We start from the raw sequence: 24,312 nt of genomic DNA, 5'->3' as shown, positions 1-24,312 counted from the left end.
GCAGAGCAACTCAATATCGGCAGGAAAAAATAGATTCAGTGCGATACACCCCAATAAGAGTATTCCAATCTTGAAGGGACTTGTAATCATATATTTCAAGAGAGGGTAGGTAAGCATGATAATAAAGAGAGTTGCGACAAACCACATTTTCGCTTAAGGGATTGCTCCCCGGATACAGGAAACTGTTGACAAACTGCGAAATTGACAACTCCACAGGGCGTTTCATAAACGGGGCAAATGCAAATTTCACTGCAAATGTGAACAGCGTGAAGAAGAGAAACGGAATACCTAATCGTTTGAGCTTATCGATAACTACATTTTTATAAGCGATATTGCGGCTTATTTTGGTATAATAGAAAAGGAAGCCCGATATAAACATGAACAGGGGCATGTGGAAACTGTAAATAATTGTTTCGATGGCTGCGCTTACCGGGGTCTCGGGATTCTCAAAGGTCCGGTGAGCGTGATGTGCCCGACGACGACCAGCAGCATGCTCCATCCTTGCAGTATCTGGAGCCATGTAATTTTTTGTTTCATGTGGGGGTAGTAATAGTCTTTCTTTATAAAAAAAGTTTATATTTATTGTATGTTTTTTCTTGATTGCCGGCAGGGTTCCGGTTTTTGTCGTTGAAGAATCCAAATCAAAACGCAACGTTTTTCGAGTAAGGAAGGAACAAGAACTATGAAAAACACTGCGGGGGAAGCCATAGCGGCGGGGGCGCAAAGCCCCTGAGAGCGTCCAACAGCAATACAAAAAAGGGAGACCGAAATCTCCCTACGATTAATTAATTTTGTATTGCCATGTCAAATCAACTAATCGAAGCCCAAAGATATGAAATATATCTTGGTCTGAAAAGGAAATGGAGCCGTTCTCGCATAGCAGAGGAAATAGGAGTATCAAAATCGACAGTCAGTCGGGAAATCAGGCGCAACTCAAAGCCGGAAGGAGAGTATATATGGAAATATGCTCAGAGGCAGTGTGATAGCCGCAAGCACGGATTTAAGGGCCATCACAGGAAACCGGAAGATCTATGGTGGCGAATTGAGCGCATGATCGAAGAGGAGGAATGGTCTCCGGCCCAGATAGCGGGAGTACTCAGGAAAGAAGGTATCCACATCGCCAAGCAGACCATCTACAACCATGTCCATGCCGATACGACCGGGAAACTGGCTCTGCATATGCCTCATGGGCTCAAATACAAAAAGCGAGGCAAAATCCTGTGTCCGACAAAAGCGACCAATATACCCAACCGCACAAGCATACACGAGCGCCCCAAGGAGGCAGACGGAACCCGATTCGGCGATTGGGAAATGGACACCATCATCGACTCCTGCGGTCATGCCATCGTCACCCTAACCGAACGTTCGACCAATTTCATACTCATGGAAAAGTTGCCTCAGGGACGGAAAGCCCTACCGACGGCCCGGGCGGTCATCCGACTGCTGTTCCCATATAGGCAAACGATACATACGATTACCACCGACAACGGTTGTGAATTTGCAGCACATCAGGAGATAACCAAACAACTCAGCCTCAAAGGTAGGCCGCCAGTTAAGGTTTATTTTACGGATGCTTATTCAGCCTGGCAGAAAGGAGCCATTGAGAATGCAAACAAGCTTATTCGGAAATATATCCCAAAAAAGGCCAACTTTCAGGATTTCTCCGACTGGAAAATCAAAGAGATACAAAAGAAATTGAATCGAAGACCTCGGGAAAAACTTAATTTTGATTCGCCCAAATACAGATTCTTCATAAACGTTTTGTAGTTTTGCATTTGCTGTTGGACTCTACCCCGGTTTTTGTCGTGAACGATTGTAAGTGATTATTATCGAAATAGTTTGCAGAGAAAAAAAGATTTCGTATCTTCGCACCGATTTTAACAGACCATATAATGTCTAACTTAGTAATCAAAAAATCAATTATTTAAACAACATGAGTGAAGAACTGAAAAATGGCCCGGTAGAAAATTTCGACTGGGACGCCTATGAAAATGGCGAAGTGTATGGCGACAAAAGCCACGACGAATTGGTAAAAACTTATGACCAATCGCTGAACACCGTTAAAGACAAAGAGGTAATCGAAGGTACGGTTATCGCCCTGAACAAGCGCGAGGTAGTCGTAAACATCGGTTACAAATCGGATGGTATCATTCCGATGAGCGAATTCCGCTACAATCCCGATTTGAAAGTGGGAGACAAAGTAGAGGTTTATATCGAAAATCAAGAAGACAAGAAAGGACAATTGGTTCTGTCGCACAAGAAAGCCCGCGCTACCCGTTCTTGGGATCGTGTTAACTCGGCTCTCGAAAACGACGAAATCATCAAGGGTTATATCAAATGTCGTACCAAGGGCGGTATGATTGTCGATGTATTTGGCATCGAAGCATTCTTGCCCGGTTCTCAAATCGACGTGAAACCCATCCGCGACTACGATGTATTCGTAGGTAAAACGATGGAATTCAAGGTGGTTAAAATCAATCAAGAATTCAAGAACGTGGTTGTTTCGCACAAGGCTCTCATCGAGGCCGAGCTCGAGCAACAGAAGAAAGAGATCATCGCCAAACTCGAAAAAGGTCAGGTTCTCGAGGGTACCGTCAAGAACATTACCTCGTATGGTGTATTCATCGACCTGGGCGGCGTAGACGGTCTGATTCACATCACCGACCTCTCTTGGGGCCGTGTTTCGCACCCCGAAGAGGTGGTTTCGCTCGACCAGAAACTCAACGTCGTTATCCTCGACTTCGACGACGAGAAGAAACGTATCGCTCTGGGCTTGAAACAACTGCAACCGCATCCCTGGGATGCTCTCGATCCCAACCTGAAAGTAGGCGACAAAGTAAAAGGCAAAGTCGTTGTGATGGCCGATTACGGTGCATTCGTCGAAATCGCTCCGGGTGTAGAGGGTCTTATCCACGTTTCGGAAATGTCGTGGTCGCAACACCTGCGTAGTGCTCAAGACTTCATGAAAGTGGGCGACGAGGTAGAGGCCGTAATCCTTACGCTCGACCGCGAAGAGCGCAAAATGTCGCTGGGTATCAAACAACTCAAACCCGATCCCTGGGAAAATATCGAAGAGAAATATGCCGTTGGTTCGCGTCACCACGCCAAAGTTCGCAACTTCACCAACTTCGGTGTATTTGTTGAACTCGAAGAGGGCGTAGACGGTCTTATCCACATTTCGGACCTCTCTTGGACGAAGAAAATCAAACACCCCTCGGAGTTCACTCAGATCGGTGCCGACATCGAAGTTCAAGTGCTCGAAATCGACAAGGAGAACCGTCGTCTCAGCCTCGGTCACAAACAACTCGAGGAGAATCCTTGGGACGTATTCGAGAACATCTTTACCGTTGATTCTATCCACGAGGGTACAATCGTCGAGATGCTCGACAAGGGTGCCGTTATCGCATTGCCTTACGGTGTAGAAGGTTTCGCTACTCCCAAACACCTGGTAAAACAAGACGGTACGCAAGCTCAACTCGAGGAGAAACTCCCCTTCAAGGTTATCGAGTTCAACAAAGACGCCAAACGTATCATCCTCTCGCACAGCCGTATCTTCGAAGATGAGGCTAAGGCTGAGGCCAAGAAAGAATCGGCTGCCAAGAAAGCTGCCAAGAAAGCTGCTAAGGCCGAGGATACGATTGTAACTCCGCAAGTTGAGAAGACGACGCTGGGCGACATCGACGCTCTGGCTGCTCTGAAAGAGAAACTCGAAGCCGAGGACAAAAACAACAAATAATCGTTGTGAAGTAATCGACAAATGACTCTATACCGATAGGCCGGCAATTTTGCCGGCCTATCTTTTTATCGGGGTATCGTATTGTCTGAAGTAACGTATCTGCTCGAAAAGGGTTATCTTTGTAGATATTGTATACCGTCAGAAGTTATGGGAAAATTTGAAATCAATGTTTTGGGATGCGGCTCGGCCTTGCCTACCTTGCGTCACTACCCGAGTACTCAGGTGCTCAATCTGCGTGACAATCTGTTTATGATCGATTGCGGCGAGGGGGCGCAAATCCAGTTTCGCCGCATGCACCTGAAGTTTACCCGGCTGGGGCACATCTTCCTGAGTCATCTGCACGGCGACCACTGTTTCGGGCTTATCGGCCTGATTTCGACCCTGTCGTTGCTGGGGCGCACGGGCGAGCTGGTGATTCATGCCCACCCGCAGGCCGAGGCGGTTTTCCGTCCGCAACTCGACTTCTTTTGCCGGGAATTGCCCTTTGCCGTGCGGTTCGAACCCGTCGTGCCCAATTGTTCGGAGGTAATCTACGAAGATCGTTCGATACGGGTACGCTCCTTGCCGTTGATTCACCGGGTGCCCTGCTCGGGCTTCCTTTTCGAGGAGAAGCCGGGGCAGCTTCATCTGCGGGGCGATATGGTGAAGTTCTACGACATACCCGTCTACCGGAGAGCCGAAATCAAGGCCGGTGCCGACTACACGACCTCCGACGGGCAGACCATACCCAATGACCGACTCACCACCCCGGCCGACCCGCCGCTACGCTATGCCTATTGTTCCGACACGGCCTACAACGAAGCCCTCATTCCTTTGATTGAAGGGGCCGATTGCCTCTATCACGAAGCTACGTTTGGCGACGATGCCGAGGAGTTGGCTCGCCTTACCTGCCATTCGACGGCTCGTCAGGCCGCTCGTATTGCCCGGGCTGCATCGGTCAAACAGTTGGTGCTGGGCCATTTTTCGGCTCGGTACGAAGATGAGCAGCCCCTTTGCGACGAAGCCAGCCAGGAGTTTACCCCCTGCACCCTGGCCCGGGAAGGAATGAAGATTGTTTTGGGCCGATGAGCCGCATAAACAAAAGTGAGGATGAAATTGTTATTCCAATATCGATTTTCTTGGAGAATTGGCAAGAAAAGCATAAAAAATACATTGAGTATTAAAAATAAAGAAAAAATGTATTAACTTTGCATCGGATTAAAACAATGTGTTTTCAAGTTGTTTAATTTAAACGTAAAAAAGAATGAACGTAGAAGTTATTGGAACATGGGCAGGCCAAGTTTGGAATGCTTTGCATGAGTCGGGTAAACTGACTGTAAAAGGTCTGAAGAAAGCGACTAAACTGAAAGAAAAAGAAATTTATGCCGCCCTGGGCTGGTTGGCTCGCGAAGGTAAAGTGAGCATCAGCGAAACAGAAGCTGACGTAGAAGTTGTATTGCTCTAATAGAAGACGCAGTACGGAAGTTATAAATCGAGGGCACGGGATTTTTCCCGTGCCCTCGATTGTTGTTGACCGGGGCGGTAGAATAAACAAAAGGGCGTCATCGGCTGTTTAGTAAGCAAGAAACTAAAAAACGAACAGCTATGAAAGAAGCCCTTGTACCGATAAAACCCGAGGTGGTCGTGAGAGTAATCGAGTGTGGCCCGCTGCGTATTGGCGGGCATGTGCGCATCCAGTTTTCCGATGGCAGTATGGTCGTAAAGCAGCGAGCCTTCATGTGCCGTTGCGGCAAGTCGGCCAACCAGCCGTTTTGCGACGGTTCCCACGCCAAGAAATAGCCGTTGCCGGTTCTTCCGGCCGAGGCCGACCTCATCCTTCATCAGGGAGAGGCCGGCATTTTTTATGGATAGTGCAGAGGGGTAGACCGGGTTCGACCCGAGCCCAAATGAAAACCCGTGGTTTTCCTTTGTCTCTGCGCTCACCTTTCACTATCTTTGAAGAAGATAGGGGGCGGCTCGGTATAGCCAAACCTTGAAAACTGTGTTTTCGGTTTGTCTCTACTCTCACCTTTCACTATCTTTGAAGAAGATAGGGGGCGGCTTGGTATAGCCAAACCTTGAAAACTGTGTTTTCGGTTTGTCTCTACTCTCACCTTTCACTATCTTTGAAGAAGATAGGGAGCGGCTCGGTATAGCCAAACCTCGAAAACTGTGTTTTCGGTTTGTCACTACTCTCACCTTTCGCTATCTTTGAAGAAGATAGGGGGCGGCTCGGTATAGCCAAACCTCGAAAACTGTGTTTTCGGTTTGTCACTACTCTCACCTTTCGCTATCTTTGAAGAAGATAGGGGGCGGCTCGGTATAGCCAAACCTTGAAAACTGTGTTTTCGGTTTGTCTCTACTCTCACCTTTCACTATCTTTGAAGAAGATAGGGAGCGGCTCGGTATAGCCAAACCTCGAAAACTGTGTTTTCGGTTTGTCACTACTCTCACCTTTCGCTATCTTTGAAGAAGATAGGGGGCGGCTCGGTATAGCCAAACCTTGAAAACTGTGTTTTCGGTTTGTCTCTACTCTCACCTTTCACTATCTTTGAAGAAGATAGGGGGCGGCTTGGTATAGCCAAACCTCGAAAACTGTGTTTTCGGTTTGTCTCTACTCTCACCTTTCGCTATCTTTGAAGAAGATAGGGGGCGGCTCGGTATAGCCAAACCTTGAAAACTGTGTTTCCGGTTTGTCTCTACTCTCACCTTTCTCTATCTTTGTTACACGAAGATAGGAGTCGGTTCGGCATAGCCAAATTTGAAAACCCGTGGTTTTCCTTTGTCTCTGCGCTCACCTTTCACTATCTTTGTACAAGAAAAACATACAACAGCATAATAGATTATGGTAGAAATTGGAACGGTACTGACCCCTGTCGGTAAAAAAGCATTGCTCTGTGGTAGCGGAGAGTTAGGAAAAGAGGTTGCAATCGAGTTGCAACGCTATGGTGTAGAGGTGGTTGCGTTGGATAAATATGCCAATGCTCCGGCCATGCAGATAGCTCATCGCAGCCACGTGCTGTCGATGCTCGACGGTAAGAAACTGCGCGAAGTGATTGAGGAGGAACGCCCCGATTACATTATTCCCGAGGTAGAGGCTATTGCTACCGATACGTTGGTGGCTCTCGAGAAAGAGGGCTACTCGGTTACCCCTACGGCTACGGCCGCTTACCTGACGATGAACCGTGAAGGCATACGCCGTCTGGCCGCCGAGCAACTGGGTTTGCCCACCTCGCCCTATCGGTTTGCCTCGACCCGCGAGGAGTTCGAAGCTGCCGTGAAAGAGATAGGCATGCCTTGCGTGGTGAAGCCCATTATGAGCTCGTCGGGTCACGGACAGAGTGTCGTACGTACCGCCGATGATATAGACCACGCCTGGCACTATGCCCAGGAGGGTGGCCGTGCCGGAGCCGGTCGGGTGATTGTCGAAGGTTTCGTGAAGTTCGACTACGAGATTACCCAGCTCACCGTGCGCCACTCGGCCGGGACTACCTTCCTCAAACCCGTCGGTCACATACAGGTCGATGGCGACTATCGAGAGTCGTGGCAGCCGCAAGCCATGTCGCCGAAGGCCTTGGAGCGCGCTCAGGAGATTGCCCGCAAGATTACCGACGCTCTGGGCGGTTACGGCATCTTCGGGGTCGAGTTGTTTATCAAGGGCGACGACGTGCTCTTCAGCGAGGTTTCACCTCGTCCGCACGACACCGGTATGGTGACGATGATTTCGCAAGACCTCTCGCAGTTTGCCCTGCATGCTCGCGCCGTGTTGGGCCTGCCCGTTCCCGGCATTCGCTTCTACGGTCCCTCGGCCTCGCGTGCCATTGTGGTCGAAGGCGATACCGACAAGGTGGTATTCGGCAATCTCGACCAGGTACTCGCCGAAGAGGGTGTGCAGATACGTATCTTCGGTAAACCCGAAGTGGTGGGCCACCGCCGTCTGGGTGTGATTCTGGCTATCGCCGATACCGTAGAGGAGGCTCGCGCCAAAGCCGACCGTGCCTACAAGAAACTGCAGATAAAAATTCTGCCCCGATAAAACTCTGCTATTTATACCGAGAGCGTTTTATGCCTGTGGTTAGAGTTGGGTAAGTTTTTAGGTTCTGAATATACTTTCTGTATATTTGGAACCTGTTTTTTTATCATGGAGAGAATTTTTTTTGAGGAATATATACTTACTACTAAGTAGAATTTTTTATCTTTGTGCCATGACCACGACAAAAGATGCGATAGTACGTTTGGGAAGTGAGTTTATACGCTCTATGGGGTATAATGCGTTCAGCTATTCCGACATATCCAAGACCTTGGGTATAAAGAATGCGGCCATACACTACTATTTCCCTTCCAAAGGCGATTTGGGCGAAGAGATTATTCGACGTAATATTTCGGCATTCAGGCAGTTGGTGGCTGGTTGGGGAGGCTTGACCTATCGGGAGCAATATTACAATTATATCCATATGCACGATGGTTTCGTGTCCAATCATTGGGTTTGTATTGTAGGGGCTTTGGCTCCATCTTTCGATACGCTGCCCGAGAAGATGCAGCAAAAGTTGCAGGAGTTGGTAGAGTTGATACTAGATTGGCTTACTCGGTTGTTGGAAGCCGGGCAGCAAGCGGGAGAGTTTTCTTTTCAAGAGCCTCCAGCCATTAAGGCCTGTATGGTTCACTCGACCATGTTGTCGGCTTTGCAAATGAGCAAAGTGCTCGGTCATCGGGTGTATGAGTCGATACAAGAGGGTATGCTGAATCTGTGAGAAAAATCGGAATTTGTGAATAGAATTTTTTTACGTTGTAAACTTACTTACTAATAAGTATAAATATGAATGCCATAATTGAATCGATAGGGATTTATCACCCTGTACAGAAAGTGTATAATGATTTTTTTGAAAAGCGGCTGGAGACTTCTGACCAGTGGATTCGCGAACGAACGGGAATAGAGAGCCGCTTTTTCTGTTCTCCCGATGAGTACACAAGCGATATGTGTGCCCAGGCAGCAAAGAACCTGTCGGAAACTTACCATAAGGATTTAAGCGATGTCGACTTTATTATCGTGGCTACAACGACCCCCGATCAGGTGGTTCCCAATGTAGCCAGTCAGATTCAGGATCGGCTGAATATTTCACAGGCCGGAGCCGTCGATTTATCTTCGGCATGTGCCGGTTTTTGCAACGGATTGATTTTGGCCAAGGGCCTGATTGCAGCGGGGACACATCGGAAGATTTTGGTCTTTGGAGCCGATGCGTTATCGAAAGTAACAGATTTTGCCGACCGCACTACCTGTATTTTGTTTGGCGATGCCGCCGGGGTTGTATTGGTTGAGCGTTCTGAAGAGAATACTCTGTTGGAACCCTTGACGGGAACCCACGGTGAATTTGGGAAAGACTTGTATTTGAGCAGCCAAAAAAGCTTCATTAACGGCGAGGCTGTGGTGGCAAATAACAAGTTGCATCAGAACGGTCGTGTGGTCTATAAGTGGGCGATACAGACCTTGTCGAGCGGGTTGAAATCTTTGGCCGAGAAGAATGGACTCTCCTTGGACAAGGTCGATTTTTTCGTTCCTCATAGTGCCAATTACCGAATGTTGGAAGTGGTGTTCCAGCAGTTGAATATTCCCATGGAGCGCTGCCTGGACAGTGTGAGACGGTATGGAAATACCTCGGCGGCGTCTATCCCTTTGGCCTGGTACGAAGGGATTGTGAGCCGTAAGGTGCGAGTAGATGATACACTGTTGCTGATGGGGTTTGGGGGAGGCTTTACGTATAGCGGAATAGGAATTAAGAACAAGATAAAGCGAGTGTAGTATGAGTAAACAAGACAAGCCCCGGGAGCATTGCTCTCGGGGCTCGTCATATATAAAGAGAGGTAAGGATTACTCGACGATGAATTTACCGGTGTGCATCCTCTCGTCAACCTTGTAGAGGGCGAGGTAGGCTCCCTTCTTCAGGTACGAGGTGTCGATGGTGCATTGGTCGATTTGCTTCATGAGCATCTGACCGGTGAGGTCGTAGATGTTCAGCTCCGAGGCACAGCCTTGAGCCAGGCGTATCTTTTCGCCCTGCTTCACCACCGAGGGGATGAGGTTGCCGGTCTCGGTGTGGCTCTCGACCGGGACGATGGCCGACTCGACCTGAATTTGGGCCTGGCCTTTCAGTTTGATGTCGCGCGACGAGAATCCCAGTTCGATGTTGTAATCTCCGTTGTCGACTACGAAATTCTTGCGGTTCACGTCGTAGTACGAGAAGGCGTCTTTCGTCAGGTAGAGGGTGATGGTCTGCTCTTCATCGGGTTCGAGGTAGACCTTGCGGTAGTTCTTCAGCTCCCGGATGGGACGCTCCACAGGGCTGCTTCCGTTTTTGCCCACATAGAGTTGAACCACCTGGGCTCCGGCCCGCGAGCCGGTATTCTTGAGGGTGCACGATACTTCGAGCAGATGGTCGTCGTCGGCCGACTCTGCAATCTGCATGTCAGAGAGTTCGAAGGTGGTGTAGGAGAGACCGAACCCGAAGGGGTATTGCACTTCGGTGCCCGCCTTGTCGTAACCGCGGTAGCCCATCATAACGCCCTCGGTAAAGTTTACCTGCTTCGTGCCGTTGTCGTAGTAGCTGTTGTAGCAGGGGTTGTCCTCCCACCGTTTTTCGAAGGTGACAGGCAGTTTGCCCGAGGGGTTGCACAGACCGAACAGTACCTCGGCCATGGCCGTGCCGGCCTCCTGACCGCCGTACCAGCCCCACACGAGGCCCTTCATGCCGGGTTCCCACTCTTGCATCTCCACGTTACCGCCGGCGTTGACCACGCCAATCATTGGCTTGCTGCTTTTCTGGGCAGCCAGCACGAGGTCTTTCACATCCTGAGGCAGCCCGAAGGAGCGGTCGCCCGCCTCGGCTTCGCTGCTCGAGTTGTGGCCGATGAAGGCTACGATTACGTCGGCCTTGTCCAGCTCTTCGCGGAACCGGTCTTCGTCGCCCGCCTTCAACCAGGCCAGGTCGATGCAGGCACCGCCGCCCTGCTGGAAGTAGTCGAGTTGTATGGCATAGCTCTTGCCCGCCTCGAAGTGCATGGTGTAGCGGCTTTCGCGGGTGGAGCCGGCCTGAAATTCGTCGATGACGGTAGCGCCGTTGAGCATCAGCCGATAGCCGTCGTCACCCTTCACGATGATGGTATAGTCGCCGGTCTCTATGGGACGGATCTCGCCGGTCCATTTTACCGAGAAGTAGTTCTTGTTCACCTCGGTGAGGTCGGTCCCGGCCGTCCACTCAAACCCGATGCGCGGGTCTACGCGGGTAGCTACGGGTGTACCCTCGAGCTTCTCGTTGTTGTAGTATTGTCCGGTAAGGCCGTGTTCGCTTGAGCCGGGAGCGGCATAGAGCACATCCTCCATGTGGTCGTAGAGGTCGACGAGGTTCACCTCGATGCCCTGCTTGGCGGCCAGTGTCTTGAGACCGTCGAAATAGGATACGTAGTGGAAGGGACGCACCAGACCGCTACCGCCGCCGGCCGCATAGATGGTGGCGTTGTTGCCGATGACGGCAATGCGTTTGACGGTGGCGGGGTTCAGGGGCAGGATGTCCGACTCGTTCTTGAGCAGGACGATACCCTCGCGGGCAATCTCGAGAGCAGTCTGTGCCGTCTCGGGGTTGTCGAGGGGGATGCTGGGGTCGAGCTGTTCGCGGTCGAAGAAGCCGAAGCCGATCATTGTTTGCAGAATATGTTTCACCTTGAGGTCGATTTCGCTCATCTCTATCTCGCCCGTAGCGAGGTATTTGCGCAGGTCCTCTTCGTTTTCGATTTCATTGCCGGCCATCTCCAGGTCGAGCCCGTTTTTCACGGCTGGGATGCAGTTGTGGGTCGAGCCCCAGTCCGACATGACGAGACCGTTGAAGCCCCATTGCTGGCGCAGCACCTCTTTGAGCAACCACGGGTTTTCGGTGGTCCAGGTCCCGTTGAGCAGGTTGTAGCTGCTCATTACGGCACCCACCTCGGCATTCTGCACGGCCGATTTGAAGGCCGGGAAATAGATTTCGTGGAGCGTGCGCTCGTCGATGTTGGAGCTCACGTAGTTGCGGTCATACTCCTGAAAGTTGGCGGCAAAGTGCTTGATGACACCCATTACCCCGTTGGCCTGTAATCCTTTGATATAGTCGGTCGAGGTGTTGGCCGCCAGCAGGGGGTCTTCGCCCATGTATTCGAAGTTTCGGCCCGAGTAGGGAGCTCTGATGATGTTCACGGCAGGTCCCAGCAGAATGTTCACTCCGCGGGCCTTGCAGTCCTGGGCCAGAGCGGCCCCGTAGGCATAGGCCATGTCGGGGTTCCAGGTAGCGGCCAGCAGCAGGGCGCAGGGATAGGCGGTCGAGGGGCCCCAGGTGCCTACGCCTTGCGGGCCGTCGGACATTTTGATGGCCGGAACGTCCAGCCGGGGAATGGCCCGGGTGTACATCCAGTCTACACCGCCTATGTAGGTGAGGCGTTCTTTGACGGTCATGTTTTTCAATATCTCTTCGGCCCGTTTCTCAACCTCGGGAGTGAACCACGATTGGGCGAAAGAGGGGGTGGCCAGCGAGAGCAGCAAGGCTGCCAGCGACCATTTGTATTTCGATAGTTTCATGGTGTTGCTGTTTATTTGACGATTAGTTTTTGAGTTTGAGTGGTGGCGTCGTCGCCTGCCGATATGATGTAGGCTCCGGCAGGAAGGGCAATTTCGTGGTACGAGTCGGCCGTCGTTCCCTGAGCGGCGAGGGTGCCCGACAGGGTGTACACGCTATATTTTACGGGGTGGGGTTGGGCCTGGCGTATGGCGATGGAACCTTGCCCCGAGACGATAGTTACCGTTTCTCCTTCGATACTCTCGATACCCGACCCGTCGGATTCCCGGCCGAAAATCTGGAATTTGAGCAGCTGAATGTCGCCGGCACCGTTGTTGGCCTCCACGTCGAGCAAGATGCGGGTGAAGGTCAGCGGCGAGGATACCTCGTATTTGAGGGTCGAGTAGCGGGTGGGGAAGTAGGCGTCGGTCTGGCGGTCGAGCTCTACCCAGCCCAGCTCTTCGTTATAGCCGTTGAGAATCCATTTGCGGGGGTCGCGGTCGGGGTGGTCGTAGGAGCTCGAGAGAGCATACGAGTCGATGGTGCAGGGCTTGTCGAGCTCGATCTCCACGTAGAAGCTGGTGGCTCCGTGGGCATAGTATTTGGTGCTCATGTTGCGGTCGAAGAGGCGGTAGAACTCCTCGCTGAAGTTGTCGCCCGATTCGCCGGTGGGGTATCCCGTCACATGTGTTTCGATGTCGAGGCCTTCGGTCAGGTCGGCCGGGAAGTTCTGTTCGCCGGTAGCCGTGTAGGGCAGACCGAAGAGCTGCCATTCGGCCATCTGCAGGCCCTCGGCCTGAGCCTCGAGTTTGTAGTATTGTGCGGCATTTGTGGTGGCACTGCCCGGGGTTTGGGTAATCTCGTAGAGAGTAGCTCCGTCGAGGTCGGTCGCCGTGTTGTAGGAGAGTTCCTTCCACGAGGAGCCGTCGGTCGAGCTGTACAGTTTCCAGCTGTCGGTGTCGATTTCGCTGTCGATGCCGGCCGAGAGCAGGAATCCCGTGAGCAGTACCGGAACCTCGCACTTGGCCACTACCTCGACACTCGACGACTCGGGTACGAAACTCGTATACTCGTCGTTGTCGGTGAGCAGGGCGAGGGTGGCGTTGCTCTGGGGCGATGTAATGGTAGCCCCGTCGGTGAAGTCGAAGGGATAGGCTATCCGCTCTACCTCGGGACGTTCGATGGTCTCGGTCGTGGTGCATATCTCGAACTTGTCGAGGTTGGGCCCGTTGTCCTCATGCAGCCCGAAGGTGATGGTGTTCTTTCCCTTGTCGAGGTAGACGAGGGTCGAAACCATCGAGGTGGGAGCGTTGTCCCAGTTGGGCGAGTCGATGGTGCGGATAATGCTTTTCTCGTAGTGGTTGACCTTGATGGTGAGAGCCCGGCTCGACCCCATCGAATAGACTTTCAGTTCGTAGGTCCCCTCCTCGGGTATCTCCACGTCGTTGAATCGCAGGTATGAGTTGGCCGCCAGGTCGAAGTCGCCGATGTATTTGCCGCCCGAGAGGCCTGCTATGGAGCTGCCGTCGACGGGCTTCACCTTCAGGTTGCCGAAGAGCTGGGCCGTTTCGGCTTCGAGCAGGATGGGAAATTCGCCGGGGGTAGGCAGTTCGACGTCGGTGGTAATGATTTCGAATTTGTCGAGGTTGGGACCTCCGCTACCTTGCGGAGTGATGGTAATGGTGTTCATCCCCTTGTCCATGTAGATATAGGTGCTCATGGTGTTGGTGGGAGGATTGTCCCACCCGGGGGTGGTGTTGGTTACAGTCGAGATGAACTCGGAGTAGTTGTTGACCTTGATGGCAATCGAGCGGTTCTGCATGCTCATGTAGTAGGTCTTGAACTCGTAGGTGCCGGTTTCGGGGACTTCGACGTTGGTAAATACAATCGAGCTGCCGGGGTCGTTGTCGCCTACATACTTCCCGCCCGACAGGCCTTCGATGGTACTGCCGTTGGTGGGTTTCACTTTTGCTGGTAATGTGATGATACCATCTTCCGCCTCGAGGGATACAAGCACCTCCTGTGCCTGTACCCACGAAGCCGACAAGATGGTAAATCCCAGCGACATCAGTCGCAGGGATTTACAAATTCTGTCTTTCATGATAAGTTAAAAATATGTGTTAGAGCTTTACAGTTACGCCTTTTTTCAAAGAGCCCGAGCCTTTGTAAACTTTCCCGTTCATCATGAGTTCTACGTTTACGGCTTTGATCTCTTTTTCGATTTTGCGTTTACCCTCTTTCGAGGCCAGTTTTACATCGACGGTATTGCCTTTCTTCTCGGCCGAGAAGGTCATGAGGCTGTAATCGCCGCACTGGAAGTCCCAGCCGTCGCCGGCATCCCAGTAGAGTTGGCCTTGAGCCTTGCCGTTCTCGTCGAGGCAAACGAGCAGGGTGAGGGGTTCGAACGAGTTTTCGGTCGTGCTTTGTACCACCCGGCCGGCCGGAATGATGCTGCCACCCTTGATTTTCAGCTCGGCCTGGTATTTGTCGCTGTATTCACCCTCGATGAGCGTCACACGCTCCCAGATGCCGTAGGGCAGCACGGGGTTCTCGGCAAAGGCCGGAACAACCAGCAGGTTGTCGCCCAGCAGGAAGGCCTGTTGCTCGCTGCGCAGGCGCAGGTCTTGCGGGTCGGCAAAGAAGACGGGAGCCATTACGGGCAGGCCCGTTTGGTGTGCCTCGTAGAAGAGGGTGTAGAGGTAGGGCAGCAGGCGGTAGCGGCGCTCGATGGCGATGCGCGAGGTATTCTCTACGGCCTCGCCGAAGGCCCAGGGCTCCTTGTCGTTGGTACCGGCGCAGGCGTGACCGCGGGCGAAGGGCAGGAAGGTGCCGAACCCAATCCAGCTGGCGAAGAGGTCGGCGTCGGTGTTATTGAGGAAACCGCCTATATCGGGACCGCTGAAGGGTTGACCCGAAAGGCCCAGGGTGAGCGACATGGGCACCGAGAGTTTCAGGTGGTCCCAGCCGGCCCAGTTGTCGCCCGTCCAGGTTGCTGCATAGCGTTGGTAACCCAGCAGGCCGGCACGAGAGAGAAGGAAGGGACGTTTCTCGGGGTTCACCCGCATGATACCCTCGTACGAGGCCTCGACCATCAGTCGGCCGTAGGCGTTGTGGTAGAGCAGGTGAGGACCGGCAGGCAGATTGCCGCCGCCCCGGTGAGGCGTGTCGTAGGGCATGGTCCCGATGCGTTCGGCCTCGGGGATGTCGTCGTCGGTCACGGCCGGTTCGTTCATGTCGTTCCATACGCCGTCGATACCCTTGGCCAGGAAGTCCTTGTAGAGGTCGGCCCACCAGTCGCGAGCCTCGGGCATGGTGAAGTCGGGGAAGGCGCAGTAGCCGGGCCATACCTTACCCTGGTAGGTTTCGCCGTTGGGGCGTTTCACCCACACGTCGTTGGCCGTACCCGACTGATAGACGTGGTAGTTCTCGTCGACCTTGGCTCCCGGGTCTATCATGTAGACCGCCTTGAAACCCTTTTGGTGCAACTCTTCGTTGAGCGCCTTGGGGTCGGGGAAGTTGGTCTCGTTGAAGGTGAAGATGCGGTAGCCGTCCATGTAGTCGATGTCCATCCAGATGACGTCGCAGGGTATGTGGCGGTTGCGGAAGTTATCGGCAATCTCGCGTACCTTCTGCTCGCTGCCGTAGGAGAAACGGCATTGGTGGTATCCCAGAGTCCAGCGGGCCGGCATGGTGATGGTACCGGTCAGTTCGGCCAGACCCTTGAGTACGGCCTTGGGCGACTCGCGGTCGATGATGAAGATGCGGAAGAGGGCACCCTCGGTGTTGAATTCGATTTTGTCGGAGTTGGTGGTGAGTTCGGCTTTCCACGAGGTATCGAAGAGGATACCGAATGCGGTACCGTCGCGGCGTACGCCCATCACCCAGGGGTGCGACTGGTAGAGGCGTTTGCCGCCGTCTACACCGTAGGCCCCGGTATCGGTGTTCCACAACTTGATGTATTGTCCGTTACGCAACAGCGGGCCGGTGACTTCGCCGCCGCCGTAGAGACTGATTTCGCCCGTGAGGCTGAGCGAGGCGCAGGCTTTGCCGTCGACCAGGGTAAACTGGGGCACCAGTTCCCAATCGGCCGGGGTGGCCCCTTGAGTCGTGGGTTCCTCTTTGAGGATGAGCGACGGAGTCTTGGTCTGGTCGAAGCCTTGCGGAATAAATTCGACGATGTTTTCGCCCACAAGCGACGATTGCGCGATGGCCACATTTTCGGCTCGAGCACCCAGTACTCCGGCCGCGCACAGGGCTCCTATGAGCAGTTTGTTCAGATTCATGGATAAAAGTTTTTAGTTATTAGTTTACTGCGAGTTTGGCATAAAGTTCGACAATGGCACCCTGGTCGAGAATGTCGCCGGGGTTATCGGTAATCTCGTTTCCGCTGAATTGCTTGAAGAAGAGCCCCGTCTCGGCATCGCGGGTGTACTTCCAGGCGTGGTCGAGCGATTTGCGGATGGCCAGCATGTAGGTGCCGTTGCTCTCGACCTTGTTCAGTTCGAGGAATCCGCGCACCATGATGGCGTTGAACCAGCGCTTGCCATCCTTGAGGATGCGGAACTGTTCGCCCGAGTAGTTGGATACGAAATTCTCGAAGAAGTAGTTGTAGCAAGCCTCGGCCAGCAGTTTGGCATCGGTGAGGTATTGGGCGTCGCCGGTGGCGTTGTAGAGCAGTACGGCGGCCTGGAGCATCTGCCCCGAGTTGTAGGAGAACTTGCTGGTCTCTACGGTACCGTCGATTTTGATACAGTCCCAGTAGAGGTAGTCGGCGGGGTCTTGCAGTTTCGATTTCACCCATTTGTAGACCTCTTTACCGGTCTCGAGATACGAGGGGTCGTTGGTCACCTGGTAGAGCTTGAGAGCCAACACGACGGCCGGGGCGTTCGAGCAGGTGTTTTTCGAATCGCGGGGCGACTCTTTCCAGTAGATACCGCCGCCCAGGGCATCGTCTTTGCCGGTGAGCACAAAGTTCCACACGCTCTTGGCATAGTCGAGGTACCAGTTGTCTTTGGTCTTGGAGTAGAGGTCGGTGAGGTCGATGCCTACCCAGATGGCATCGTCGTAGAGCCGCTCGTCGTGGTCGTTGACGAAGCAGCCGAAGCACATGGGCTCTTTCGTGGTGTTGTAGTATTCGAGCAGGGTGCGCTTGAGCTGGCTCTCGTAGGTGGTGCGGAAGTCGACGTTGTCGGTGTTTTGCACAATGGCGTTGAAGCCCGAGAGTACGCCGCCCAGACCCCACAGATAGGCGTGGCTGTTGTAGTCGGGGCTGTTGGGCTCGTCGTGCGTACCCAGCGTGTTGGGGTAGGTACCGAACATCAATCCAACCCGTTCGCTCCAGTAGTATTTGAAGATATTGGCAAAGGTCGTTTCGGCCCGGCTCATGTACTCTTCGTTGATACTACCCGGCTCGTTGGGCTTGATGGCTTTGATGGGAGCATCTTCGCTTTTGCAGCAGGTGAGCAGCACTAAAAGGAAGATGAGAAGTAACGAATTTCTTTTCATGATGTGTGTTGAAGATTTAATAGTTGGGAAACAAATGCACCGACCCGGCGAGAGTGCTTCTCTCCCCCCAAGCCGGTGCGTTTGCCGGATTTATTGCTTTTCAAACTTGATTTCCATCTTCTCGGTGTCGAGGGTAATCTTGTAGAGACCGGCCTGCTCGGCGGTAATCTTCCACTTGTAGTCGGGTTGTTCGCCCGGAGTTACCTGCACGTCGGTGCTCTCGATCGAACCGTCGGCTACGAGCGGTTTGAAGGTGGTGCCGTTGAATTCGCGTTGAGCCAGAATCTTCAGTTCTCCCTCCTGCAAAGCCCCTTGATAGGTAAAGATGTTGGGGTTGAGGTTGTCGGGGGTCATGGCAACGAGTTTTTCCAAATCCCATTGAGCGGCGGTGGCGCTACCTACGAGGTAGAGGTTTTCGTAGAGCAGTTTCTTGTACGAGATGCTCATCTCTTTGAGCGAGATGTAGATGTAGTACAATCCGGGATCGCTTATCTGGAAGTACTCGTCGGGGTCGCTCTCGGTCGTGCGTTTCACGAGCGTGCTGTTGTCGGCCCCCTTGTTGTACGAGGGCAGAGCTACGCCCGGCGTGGTGATAAACTTGAATCCGCCGGCGGTGAGTTGTCCCTTCCAGTTGTAGAGACGTCCGTTGGAGAGCTCGGTCATCTTGTCGGCATTGTTGAGGTCGGTGCCGCCAGGGGTAGCCGAGCCGGTGATGTAGAGCGCTTGCGAGCGGGGTATGTAGGTAGTTACCCGCACGGTGGTATAGGCAATCTCGGGATATTGGAATTTGGGACCGTTGACACGGGCAGCTACACGGGCTTCGACCGATACCGGTTCGCCGGCCGTCTTACCCCACTTCTCGACGATGAGGTCGTAGAGTTGCGACGAGGTGTAGCTCACCGATTCGTTGGCACCGAGGGTTACCACGTCGGTAGCCGACTGGAATTCGTTGTCGGCGATGTCGATCTGGAACAGATAGTCGAAGGTGTATTCCGGGCCCAGGCTGGTAGCCTCGTTCCAGGAGAAAGAGAGGATGACGTCGTCGGGGGCGTCCTGGTTGAGCGTGACCGATTGGGCCGAGGCTTCCAGTTTCAGTTGGGTTCTCTCGATGGCCTTGTCGTCGTCCTTGTCGCAAGCGACAAAGGCGAAGACAAAGAGCAGAGAGAATAATAGATGATATATTGTTTTCATATCGGTATTATACATTTAGAGTTCGGAAAAAAGAGTTTACCATTTGGGCAATTGTCTGAGGTTGGGGTTCTTGTCGAGCTGGTTCTGGTGAATGGGGAACCAGTAGTTTTTCTCGCTGAAGGCGCGGGTAATCTCGACGCGACGTTTGAAGTAGGCGTTCTCGTTGTTCTTGTCGCAGCTCTTCTCGGTACCGAACTTGTTCATGCCGTAGTAGTCGCCCCGCAGAATGTCGATCTGTTTCCAGCGGCGGATGTCGTCGAAGCGGATGGCATACTCGCAGTTGAACTCGACGCGGCGTTCGCGGTGGATAGCCTCACGCATGGCAGCCTGGTCGCTCGGTGCGGGAATCTTGTCGAACCCGTTGCTGTCCTTGCCCGTACCGTATTGGGGAATGCCGGCACGCTCTCTCACGAGGTTTACGTATTTGAGAATCTCGTCTTTCTGGGAGGGATCCCACTCGTTCAGCGCCTCGGCATAGTTCAGGTAAGCCTCGGCCAGACGGCAGATGATACCGGGACGATAGGGAATCGTGTAGTTGAGGATGTTGGTCTCGGGGTGTACCCGTTTTCTCAGCAGGTAACCGGTCTGGGGAGCATCCCAGAGCGAGCCCGATGCGGGACGTCCGTCCTCGCCCATGTAGTAGAAGTCGACGTAGCGGTTGTCCTGACGATACCAGGCACCGTTGTAGAGTACCGATACATAGAAACGGGGTTCGCGGTTGACATACATGTTGAAGGTACCGGCCGGAGCTACCGTGTTTTCGGTATTGGAGCTCTTGGCATCCTTGTCACCTTCGATCCATTTGGTTTTCCGCACGTCGGGTTCGGTAGAGAAACCGCTCTCGTTGTAGCCCGAAGCCTGGTTGATGATGGGCTCGCCGTTGGGCTCATAACCGGTAATGGCGGGCAGACCGTTGCTCATGAAGAAGGCATCGACCAGCTCCTGGGTAACACCCAGACCGCCCTGGCCACGCGAGCCACGGGGTACGGCGTGTTGCGAGTAGAGGTCGGCACTCACGTCGGGACGGGGGAAGAGAATCTCCTTGTTGCCCTGGTTGAACTCTTTGTAGCACATGTTCGAGTAGCTCATGAAGGGGTCGATCGAACCGTCTTCGTTATACTCGTAGTAGAGGTGGTATCCGTTGGCTTCGGCCTCGTCGATGAGCTCTTTGCAGGCTTTCACGGCTCTTTCCCACTTGGTGGGGTCGTAGGTCGAGTTGAAGATGTTCTGGCCTTTGTTGTTCTGGTAGGCGGCATAGTCGGGGTCGTCGTTGCCGTTTACCAGCGGGCTGGCGGCAAAGAGCAGCATGCGGGCGCGGATGGCCAGAGCCATAATCGAGGTGGCGTGACCGTAGTTACGATCTTCGGTATAGACGGCCGGCAGTTGCTTGGCTACCTCCTGAAACTCGGTATCGAGCCAGTTGATGACATCGTCGTAGGGAGTCTGGCCGATGAGAATATCTTCGGTAGGAGCATTCACGTCGGTAAGCCAGGTTTGCAGAGGTATGGCACCGTAGGTGTTTACCAGCAGGTAATAGTAGTAGGCGATGAGGAAACGGGCCTCGGCCTTCATGTTGTCGACATCTTCCTGATATACCTGTTGCTCGGGCAGAGCCTTCACGTTGTTGATGAAGATATAGGCACTGCGGATGCGCACGGGGAAGTCGCCCCAGAAGTTACCTTTCCATTCGCTTTGGGGAGTCCAGTTGCCCAGAATCTTGTCGATACAGTCCCAGTCGGCAAAAGCACGCCAGTCTTGCGATGGCGAGAAGTCGTCGGCATAGGCATCGTAGTTACGCATCATGGGGGTATAGGGGTCGGGTATACCGTCGTAAATACCGGCGAGCCACTCCTCGGTACGGTTTTTACTGTTGAATACCATTTCCAAGGTCAAAATATCGTCGGGCGCATTGTCCAGGTAGTCGGTACAAGAGGTAACCGAGAAGAGCCCGATGATAGCCAATGTATATTTAACAATCGTATGTTTCATGATTTTTTGTTTCCTTTTCTGTTTTATGGGTTTAGAATCTTACTTGCAGACCGATAGAGTAGGTGGCCATGATAGGATATTTCAGACCGTTGCTGGTGCTCAGCTCGGGATCCCACAGGTCGAATTTGGAGAATTGCAGCAGGTTCGTACCGCGGATGAATATGCGGGCATATTCCATGGCGGCTTTCTTGATGAGGTTCTTGGAGAAGGAGTAACCCAGCTCTATGTTTTTGAGTCGCAGCATGCTCATGTCTTTCAACCACCAGTCGGATGATTGAGCGTTGTTGGCATTGTAACCCATGTGGAGGCGGGGATAGAAGACATCCTGGCTGGGATTCTCGACGGTCCAGGCATCGGAGGCGTTGGTAAAGATGTTACCCTCGGCACCGATGGTCGAGCCGGGCAAGAAGTTCGTCTGGTTTTCGCCGATGATGCGGTAGGTGCGGCCGTTGCCTTGGAAGAAGGCACCGAAGTCTACGTTTTTGTAGCTGAGGTTCACGCCGAAACCATAAACGAGTTCGGGGTTCACGGTTCCGCCGATGGCCGTCTTGTCGGTTTCGGTGATTTCGCCGTCGCCGTTCATGTCGACATACTTGATGTCACCGGGATATACGCGGTCCGAGAACTTGGGAACGGGGATACCGGGTTTCAGTTCGCCGGTCGTTACGTCGGCAAAGTCCTCTTCGGTGAAGAGTCCGTCGCTTACCAGACCGAAGATTTGGCCCACGGGTTTGCCCGTGCTCGAACGGTAGGTACCCAGCACACCCAGGTCTTCGTCTTGTTCGATAATCTTGTTGCGGGCATACGATACGCTGGCGCGAGCCGAGATGAACCAGTCTTTATTGATTTGCTTGTTGAGATCGAGCGAGAAGTCGAAACCTTTGTTGGTCACGATACCGTAGTTGGCCCAGGGCAGCGAGGGGAAACCGGCTGAGCTGGGGTAGTTCTTGCGTTGCATGAAGATGTTTTCACGACGTTCGTGGAAGAAGTCCAGTTGGATTTCGGCCATCTTGAACAGGCCCAGTTCGATACCGACGTTGGCCTTCTTGACCGTCTCCCAGGTAAGGTTTTCTACACCGGGGTCACCCTCGCGCAGACCGCCTTTTTCGTAGAAGGCGTTGGAGTTACCCCACTTGTAGCCGTCGGTCGAGCCGATGGTGGTGATGTAGGCGAAACGCTTTTGCGAGCCGTCGTCGTTGTAGAAACGGTCGTTACCGGCCAAACCATACGATGCTCTCAGTTTCAACTTGTTGATGTAGTTTTGTACGGGGCGCATGAACTCCTCTTCCGACACAATCCAGCCGGCGGCAATCGAGGGGAAGAAACCGAAGCGGTGACCCTTGGCAAAGTTTTCGGAACCGTTGTAACCGAAGTTAAACTCGGCAATGTAGCGGTCGGCATAGGTATAGGCGGCACGGCCGGCAAAACCTTGTGTACGGTAGGGCACCTGGTCGCCATCGTCGTAGTTGCGCTGGTTGTACAGCAACAGGGCGCTTACCGAGTGGTCGCCGAAGCGTTGGTCGTAGGTGATGTTACCTTCGAGGTAGGTACTGTAGTTACCGTACTCTTCCCAGCGGCTGTAACCCAGGAACTCGTCGCCCTCGTTCAATACCATGAGGATGAGCTCGCCGGTAACCGGGTCGCGTTGGGTAGCGGGCGAGTAGTAGCGGGGCGATTTGCCACGGTCTACACCGTTGCGCGAATAGTAGTCGTACGAGAAGATACCCTTTACCTTCAAACCGGGGAGGATACCTTTCAGGTCTTGCTCTACGGCGAAGAGGGTTTCGAGCTTACTCTCGGCCTCGCGTTTGAAACCCGATTGCGTCAGTTTGGCCCAGGGGTTTTCGTTCTCACGCGGTTTGGGTATGCAGCCGTTGTTGTAGATAAGCGGAACCATGTAGGGGGTAGCCTTGAAGGCGGCGCTGAAGATGTCGTCGATACCGTCTTTCGGGGCGTTGCGTTGTTGCAGGTAACCACCGATGTTGAAGGTCAACAGGGTGGTCGAGGTCACGTTCATGTCGACGTTGGTACGCAGGTTGAAGCGGTTTACCGAGATGCCCGAGTCCCAGGCCTGGGTCTTGTCGGTCTCGGTGATACCTTGCTCGTTGTAGTAGGCACCTACGAACGAGTAGCGCAGTTTCTCGTTACCGCCCGAGAGGTCGAACGAGGCGCGCGTGTTGTTGGCAAAGTCTTTGGTGATGGCATCGATCCAGTCGATGTCGGGGTAGAGCTCGGGGTCGTAGCCGGTGCGATATTTGTCAATCAGTTCGGGCGAGTAGAGCTCGGTACCGGTTTCCTGGATGTTGATGTTGTTCAGGAGCGTCAGGTAATCGGCGGCATTGAGGAACGAGGGGAGCTTGGCCGGGCGGGTGATGGAGTGCTCGACCGATACGTTGATGGTCGTCTTGCCCGAGTGACCGCGTTTGGTGGTAATCAGGATGACACCGTTGGCACCCCGCACACCGTATACGGCACTGGCCGAAGCGTCTTTCAAGACCGAGAACGACTCGATTTCGGAGATGTCGATGTTGTTGAGCGAACGCTCTACACCGTCGACGAGCACGAGCGGCGAGTTGCTGCCCTTGAACGAGCTCATACCGCGGATCCAGAACTCGGAGTTGTCGTAGCCCGGTTCGCCCGACCGCTGTACACCGATGATACCGGCAATGTTACCGGCCAGGTCGTTACTGAGCGAACGGGTGGTACCGACTTGCAGCTGTTGGGGTTTCACGCTGGTGATGGCGGCAACGACCGAAGCCTTCTTTTGCACACCGTAACCAACCACTACCACATCCTCGAGTTGGGTCGAGGCGTCTTGCAGTACCACGTTGATGATCTTGCGGCTGTTCACGGCCTCTTCGCGCGAGGCGAAACCAATGTATTTGAATTGCAGGATGGCGCTTTTGTCGGGTACGTTGATGTCGTAGATACCGTCGACGTTGGTAATGGTTACAATCGAGGGGTCGTCTTTTACCGACACGGTTACACCGATCAGGGGCTCGCCGTTGACGTCGGTGACGTTACCGTGGATGGCAATCTTTGTCTGGTTCTTCCCTGAAGCGTTATTCTTGTTGTATAAAATAATCTGCGACTGTTTGATCTCAAACTTGATGTTTGATTTTGCGAGCATTTGCGATATGGCTTGCCGCACAGGTGTGTTGTTGGCTTTCAACGATACTTTTTGGTTGACATCCAGTTTCAAGGCATCGTAGAAGAAGGTGTATTTGCTCACGCTTTCTATTTTTTTAATAGCCTCGGATAGCGGAATGTTTTGGAAAGAAATAGTCAATGATTCTCCCGGGGCCTGAGCAAACAAGTTCAAGGAGAATAAAATGG

At 53.2% G+C, this 24,312-nt stretch carries 16 protein-coding genes; 8 read left to right on the top strand and 8 right to left on the bottom strand.

Annotated features, from left to right (window positions below; all coding sequences use genetic code 11):
* Positions 1-10: 10 nt before the first annotated feature.
* On the bottom strand, positions 11-652 hold the full coding sequence (locus ABGT88_RS13230; protein ID WP_346702577.1) for an acyltransferase family protein: 642 nt from the start codon (positions 650-652) through the stop codon (positions 11-13).
* Positions 653-801: 149 nt separating this feature from the next.
* On the opposite strand from ABGT88_RS13230, the gene ABGT88_RS13225 reads away from it, so the two are divergent.
* From ABGT88_RS13225 to ABGT88_RS13190, 8 genes are all read left to right on the top strand, one after another.
* Positions 802-1,767: an IS30 family transposase gene (locus ABGT88_RS13225; protein WP_346699950.1), complete on the top strand. Its 966-nt coding sequence runs from the start codon at positions 802-804 to the stop codon at positions 1,765-1,767.
* 166 nt (positions 1,768-1,933) lie between these two features.
* A complete protein-coding gene (gene rpsA, locus ABGT88_RS13220) occupies positions 1,934-3,736 on the top strand; it encodes a 30S ribosomal protein S1 (protein WP_087409308.1) in 1,803 nt (600 codons plus the stop codon).
* A gap of 147 nt (positions 3,737-3,883) precedes the next feature.
* Positions 3,884-4,804 (top strand): ribonuclease Z, encoded by a 921-nt coding sequence (locus tag ABGT88_RS13215; protein WP_346702575.1) that lies wholly within the window; start codon positions 3,884-3,886, stop codon positions 4,802-4,804.
* 175 nt (positions 4,805-4,979) lie between these two features.
* Entirely contained in the window at positions 4,980-5,180 is a 201-nt protein-coding gene (locus ABGT88_RS13210) for a winged helix-turn-helix domain-containing protein (RefSeq protein ID WP_087409310.1), read from the top strand.
* 140 nt (positions 5,181-5,320) lie between these two features.
* A complete protein-coding gene (locus ABGT88_RS13205) occupies positions 5,321-5,515 on the top strand; it encodes a CDGSH iron-sulfur domain-containing protein (protein ID WP_087409737.1) in 195 nt (64 codons plus the stop codon).
* A 1,045-nt stretch (positions 5,516-6,560) separates the two neighbouring features.
* Positions 6,561-7,751, top strand: coding sequence for a formate-dependent phosphoribosylglycinamide formyltransferase (purT, locus tag ABGT88_RS13200; protein WP_346702572.1), 1,191 nt, complete (start codon positions 6,561-6,563; stop codon positions 7,749-7,751).
* Positions 7,752-7,920: 169 nt separating this feature from the next.
* Positions 7,921-8,466 (top strand): TetR/AcrR family transcriptional regulator, encoded by a 546-nt coding sequence (locus ABGT88_RS13195; RefSeq protein ID WP_300131439.1) that lies wholly within the window; start codon positions 7,921-7,923, stop codon positions 8,464-8,466.
* 65 nt (positions 8,467-8,531) lie between these two features.
* Complete coding sequence (locus tag ABGT88_RS13190) at positions 8,532-9,512, top strand: ketoacyl-ACP synthase III (RefSeq protein ID WP_346702570.1); 981 nt, start codon at positions 8,532-8,534, stop codon at positions 9,510-9,512.
* Positions 9,513-9,581: 69 nt separating this feature from the next.
* Here the strand turns inward: ABGT88_RS13190 and ABGT88_RS13185 are convergent, their stop codons facing one another.
* The 7 genes from ABGT88_RS13185 to ABGT88_RS13155 all read right to left on the bottom strand — a co-directional run bounded on the left by ABGT88_RS13185 (position 9,582) and on the right by ABGT88_RS13155 (position 24,208).
* Positions 9,582-12,314, bottom strand: coding sequence for a glycoside hydrolase family 3 C-terminal domain-containing protein (locus ABGT88_RS13185; RefSeq protein WP_346702568.1), 2,733 nt, complete (start codon positions 12,312-12,314; stop codon positions 9,582-9,584).
* An 11-nt stretch (positions 12,315-12,325) separates the two neighbouring features.
* Complete coding sequence (locus ABGT88_RS13180) at positions 12,326-14,392, bottom strand: T9SS type A sorting domain-containing protein (RefSeq protein ID WP_346702566.1); 2,067 nt, start codon at positions 14,390-14,392, stop codon at positions 12,326-12,328.
* 19 nt (positions 14,393-14,411) lie between these two features.
* On the bottom strand, positions 14,412-16,574 hold the full coding sequence (locus tag ABGT88_RS13175) for a TIM-barrel domain-containing protein (protein ID WP_087408942.1): 2,163 nt from the start codon (positions 16,572-16,574) through the stop codon (positions 14,412-14,414).
* Positions 16,575-16,593: 19 nt separating this feature from the next.
* A complete protein-coding gene (locus tag ABGT88_RS13170; protein WP_087408941.1) occupies positions 16,594-17,796 on the bottom strand; it encodes a glycoside hydrolase family 76 protein in 1,203 nt (400 codons plus the stop codon).
* 90 nt (positions 17,797-17,886) lie between these two features.
* Entirely contained in the window at positions 17,887-18,987 is a 1,101-nt protein-coding gene (locus ABGT88_RS13165) for a SusF/SusE family outer membrane protein (protein ID WP_321584316.1), read from the bottom strand.
* A gap of 36 nt (positions 18,988-19,023) precedes the next feature.
* Positions 19,024-20,976 (bottom strand): RagB/SusD family nutrient uptake outer membrane protein, encoded by a 1,953-nt coding sequence (locus tag ABGT88_RS13160; protein WP_298663111.1) that lies wholly within the window; start codon positions 20,974-20,976, stop codon positions 19,024-19,026.
* 31 nt (positions 20,977-21,007) lie between these two features.
* Positions 21,008-24,208, bottom strand: a complete 3,201-nt coding sequence (locus ABGT88_RS13155) for a TonB-dependent receptor (RefSeq protein ID WP_241147839.1) — start codon at positions 24,206-24,208, stop codon at positions 21,008-21,010.
* Between the last annotated feature and the right edge of the window lie 104 nt (positions 24,209-24,312).

It is taken from the genome of Barnesiella sp. An22, assembly GCF_963931395.1.
GTDB classification, from domain to species: domain Bacteria; phylum Bacteroidota; class Bacteroidia; order Bacteroidales; family Barnesiellaceae; genus Barnesiella; species Barnesiella merdigallinarum.
The sequence above is the reverse complement of the archived record's forward strand: the minus strand, read 5'-3'. Positions and strand labels throughout refer to the sequence as shown.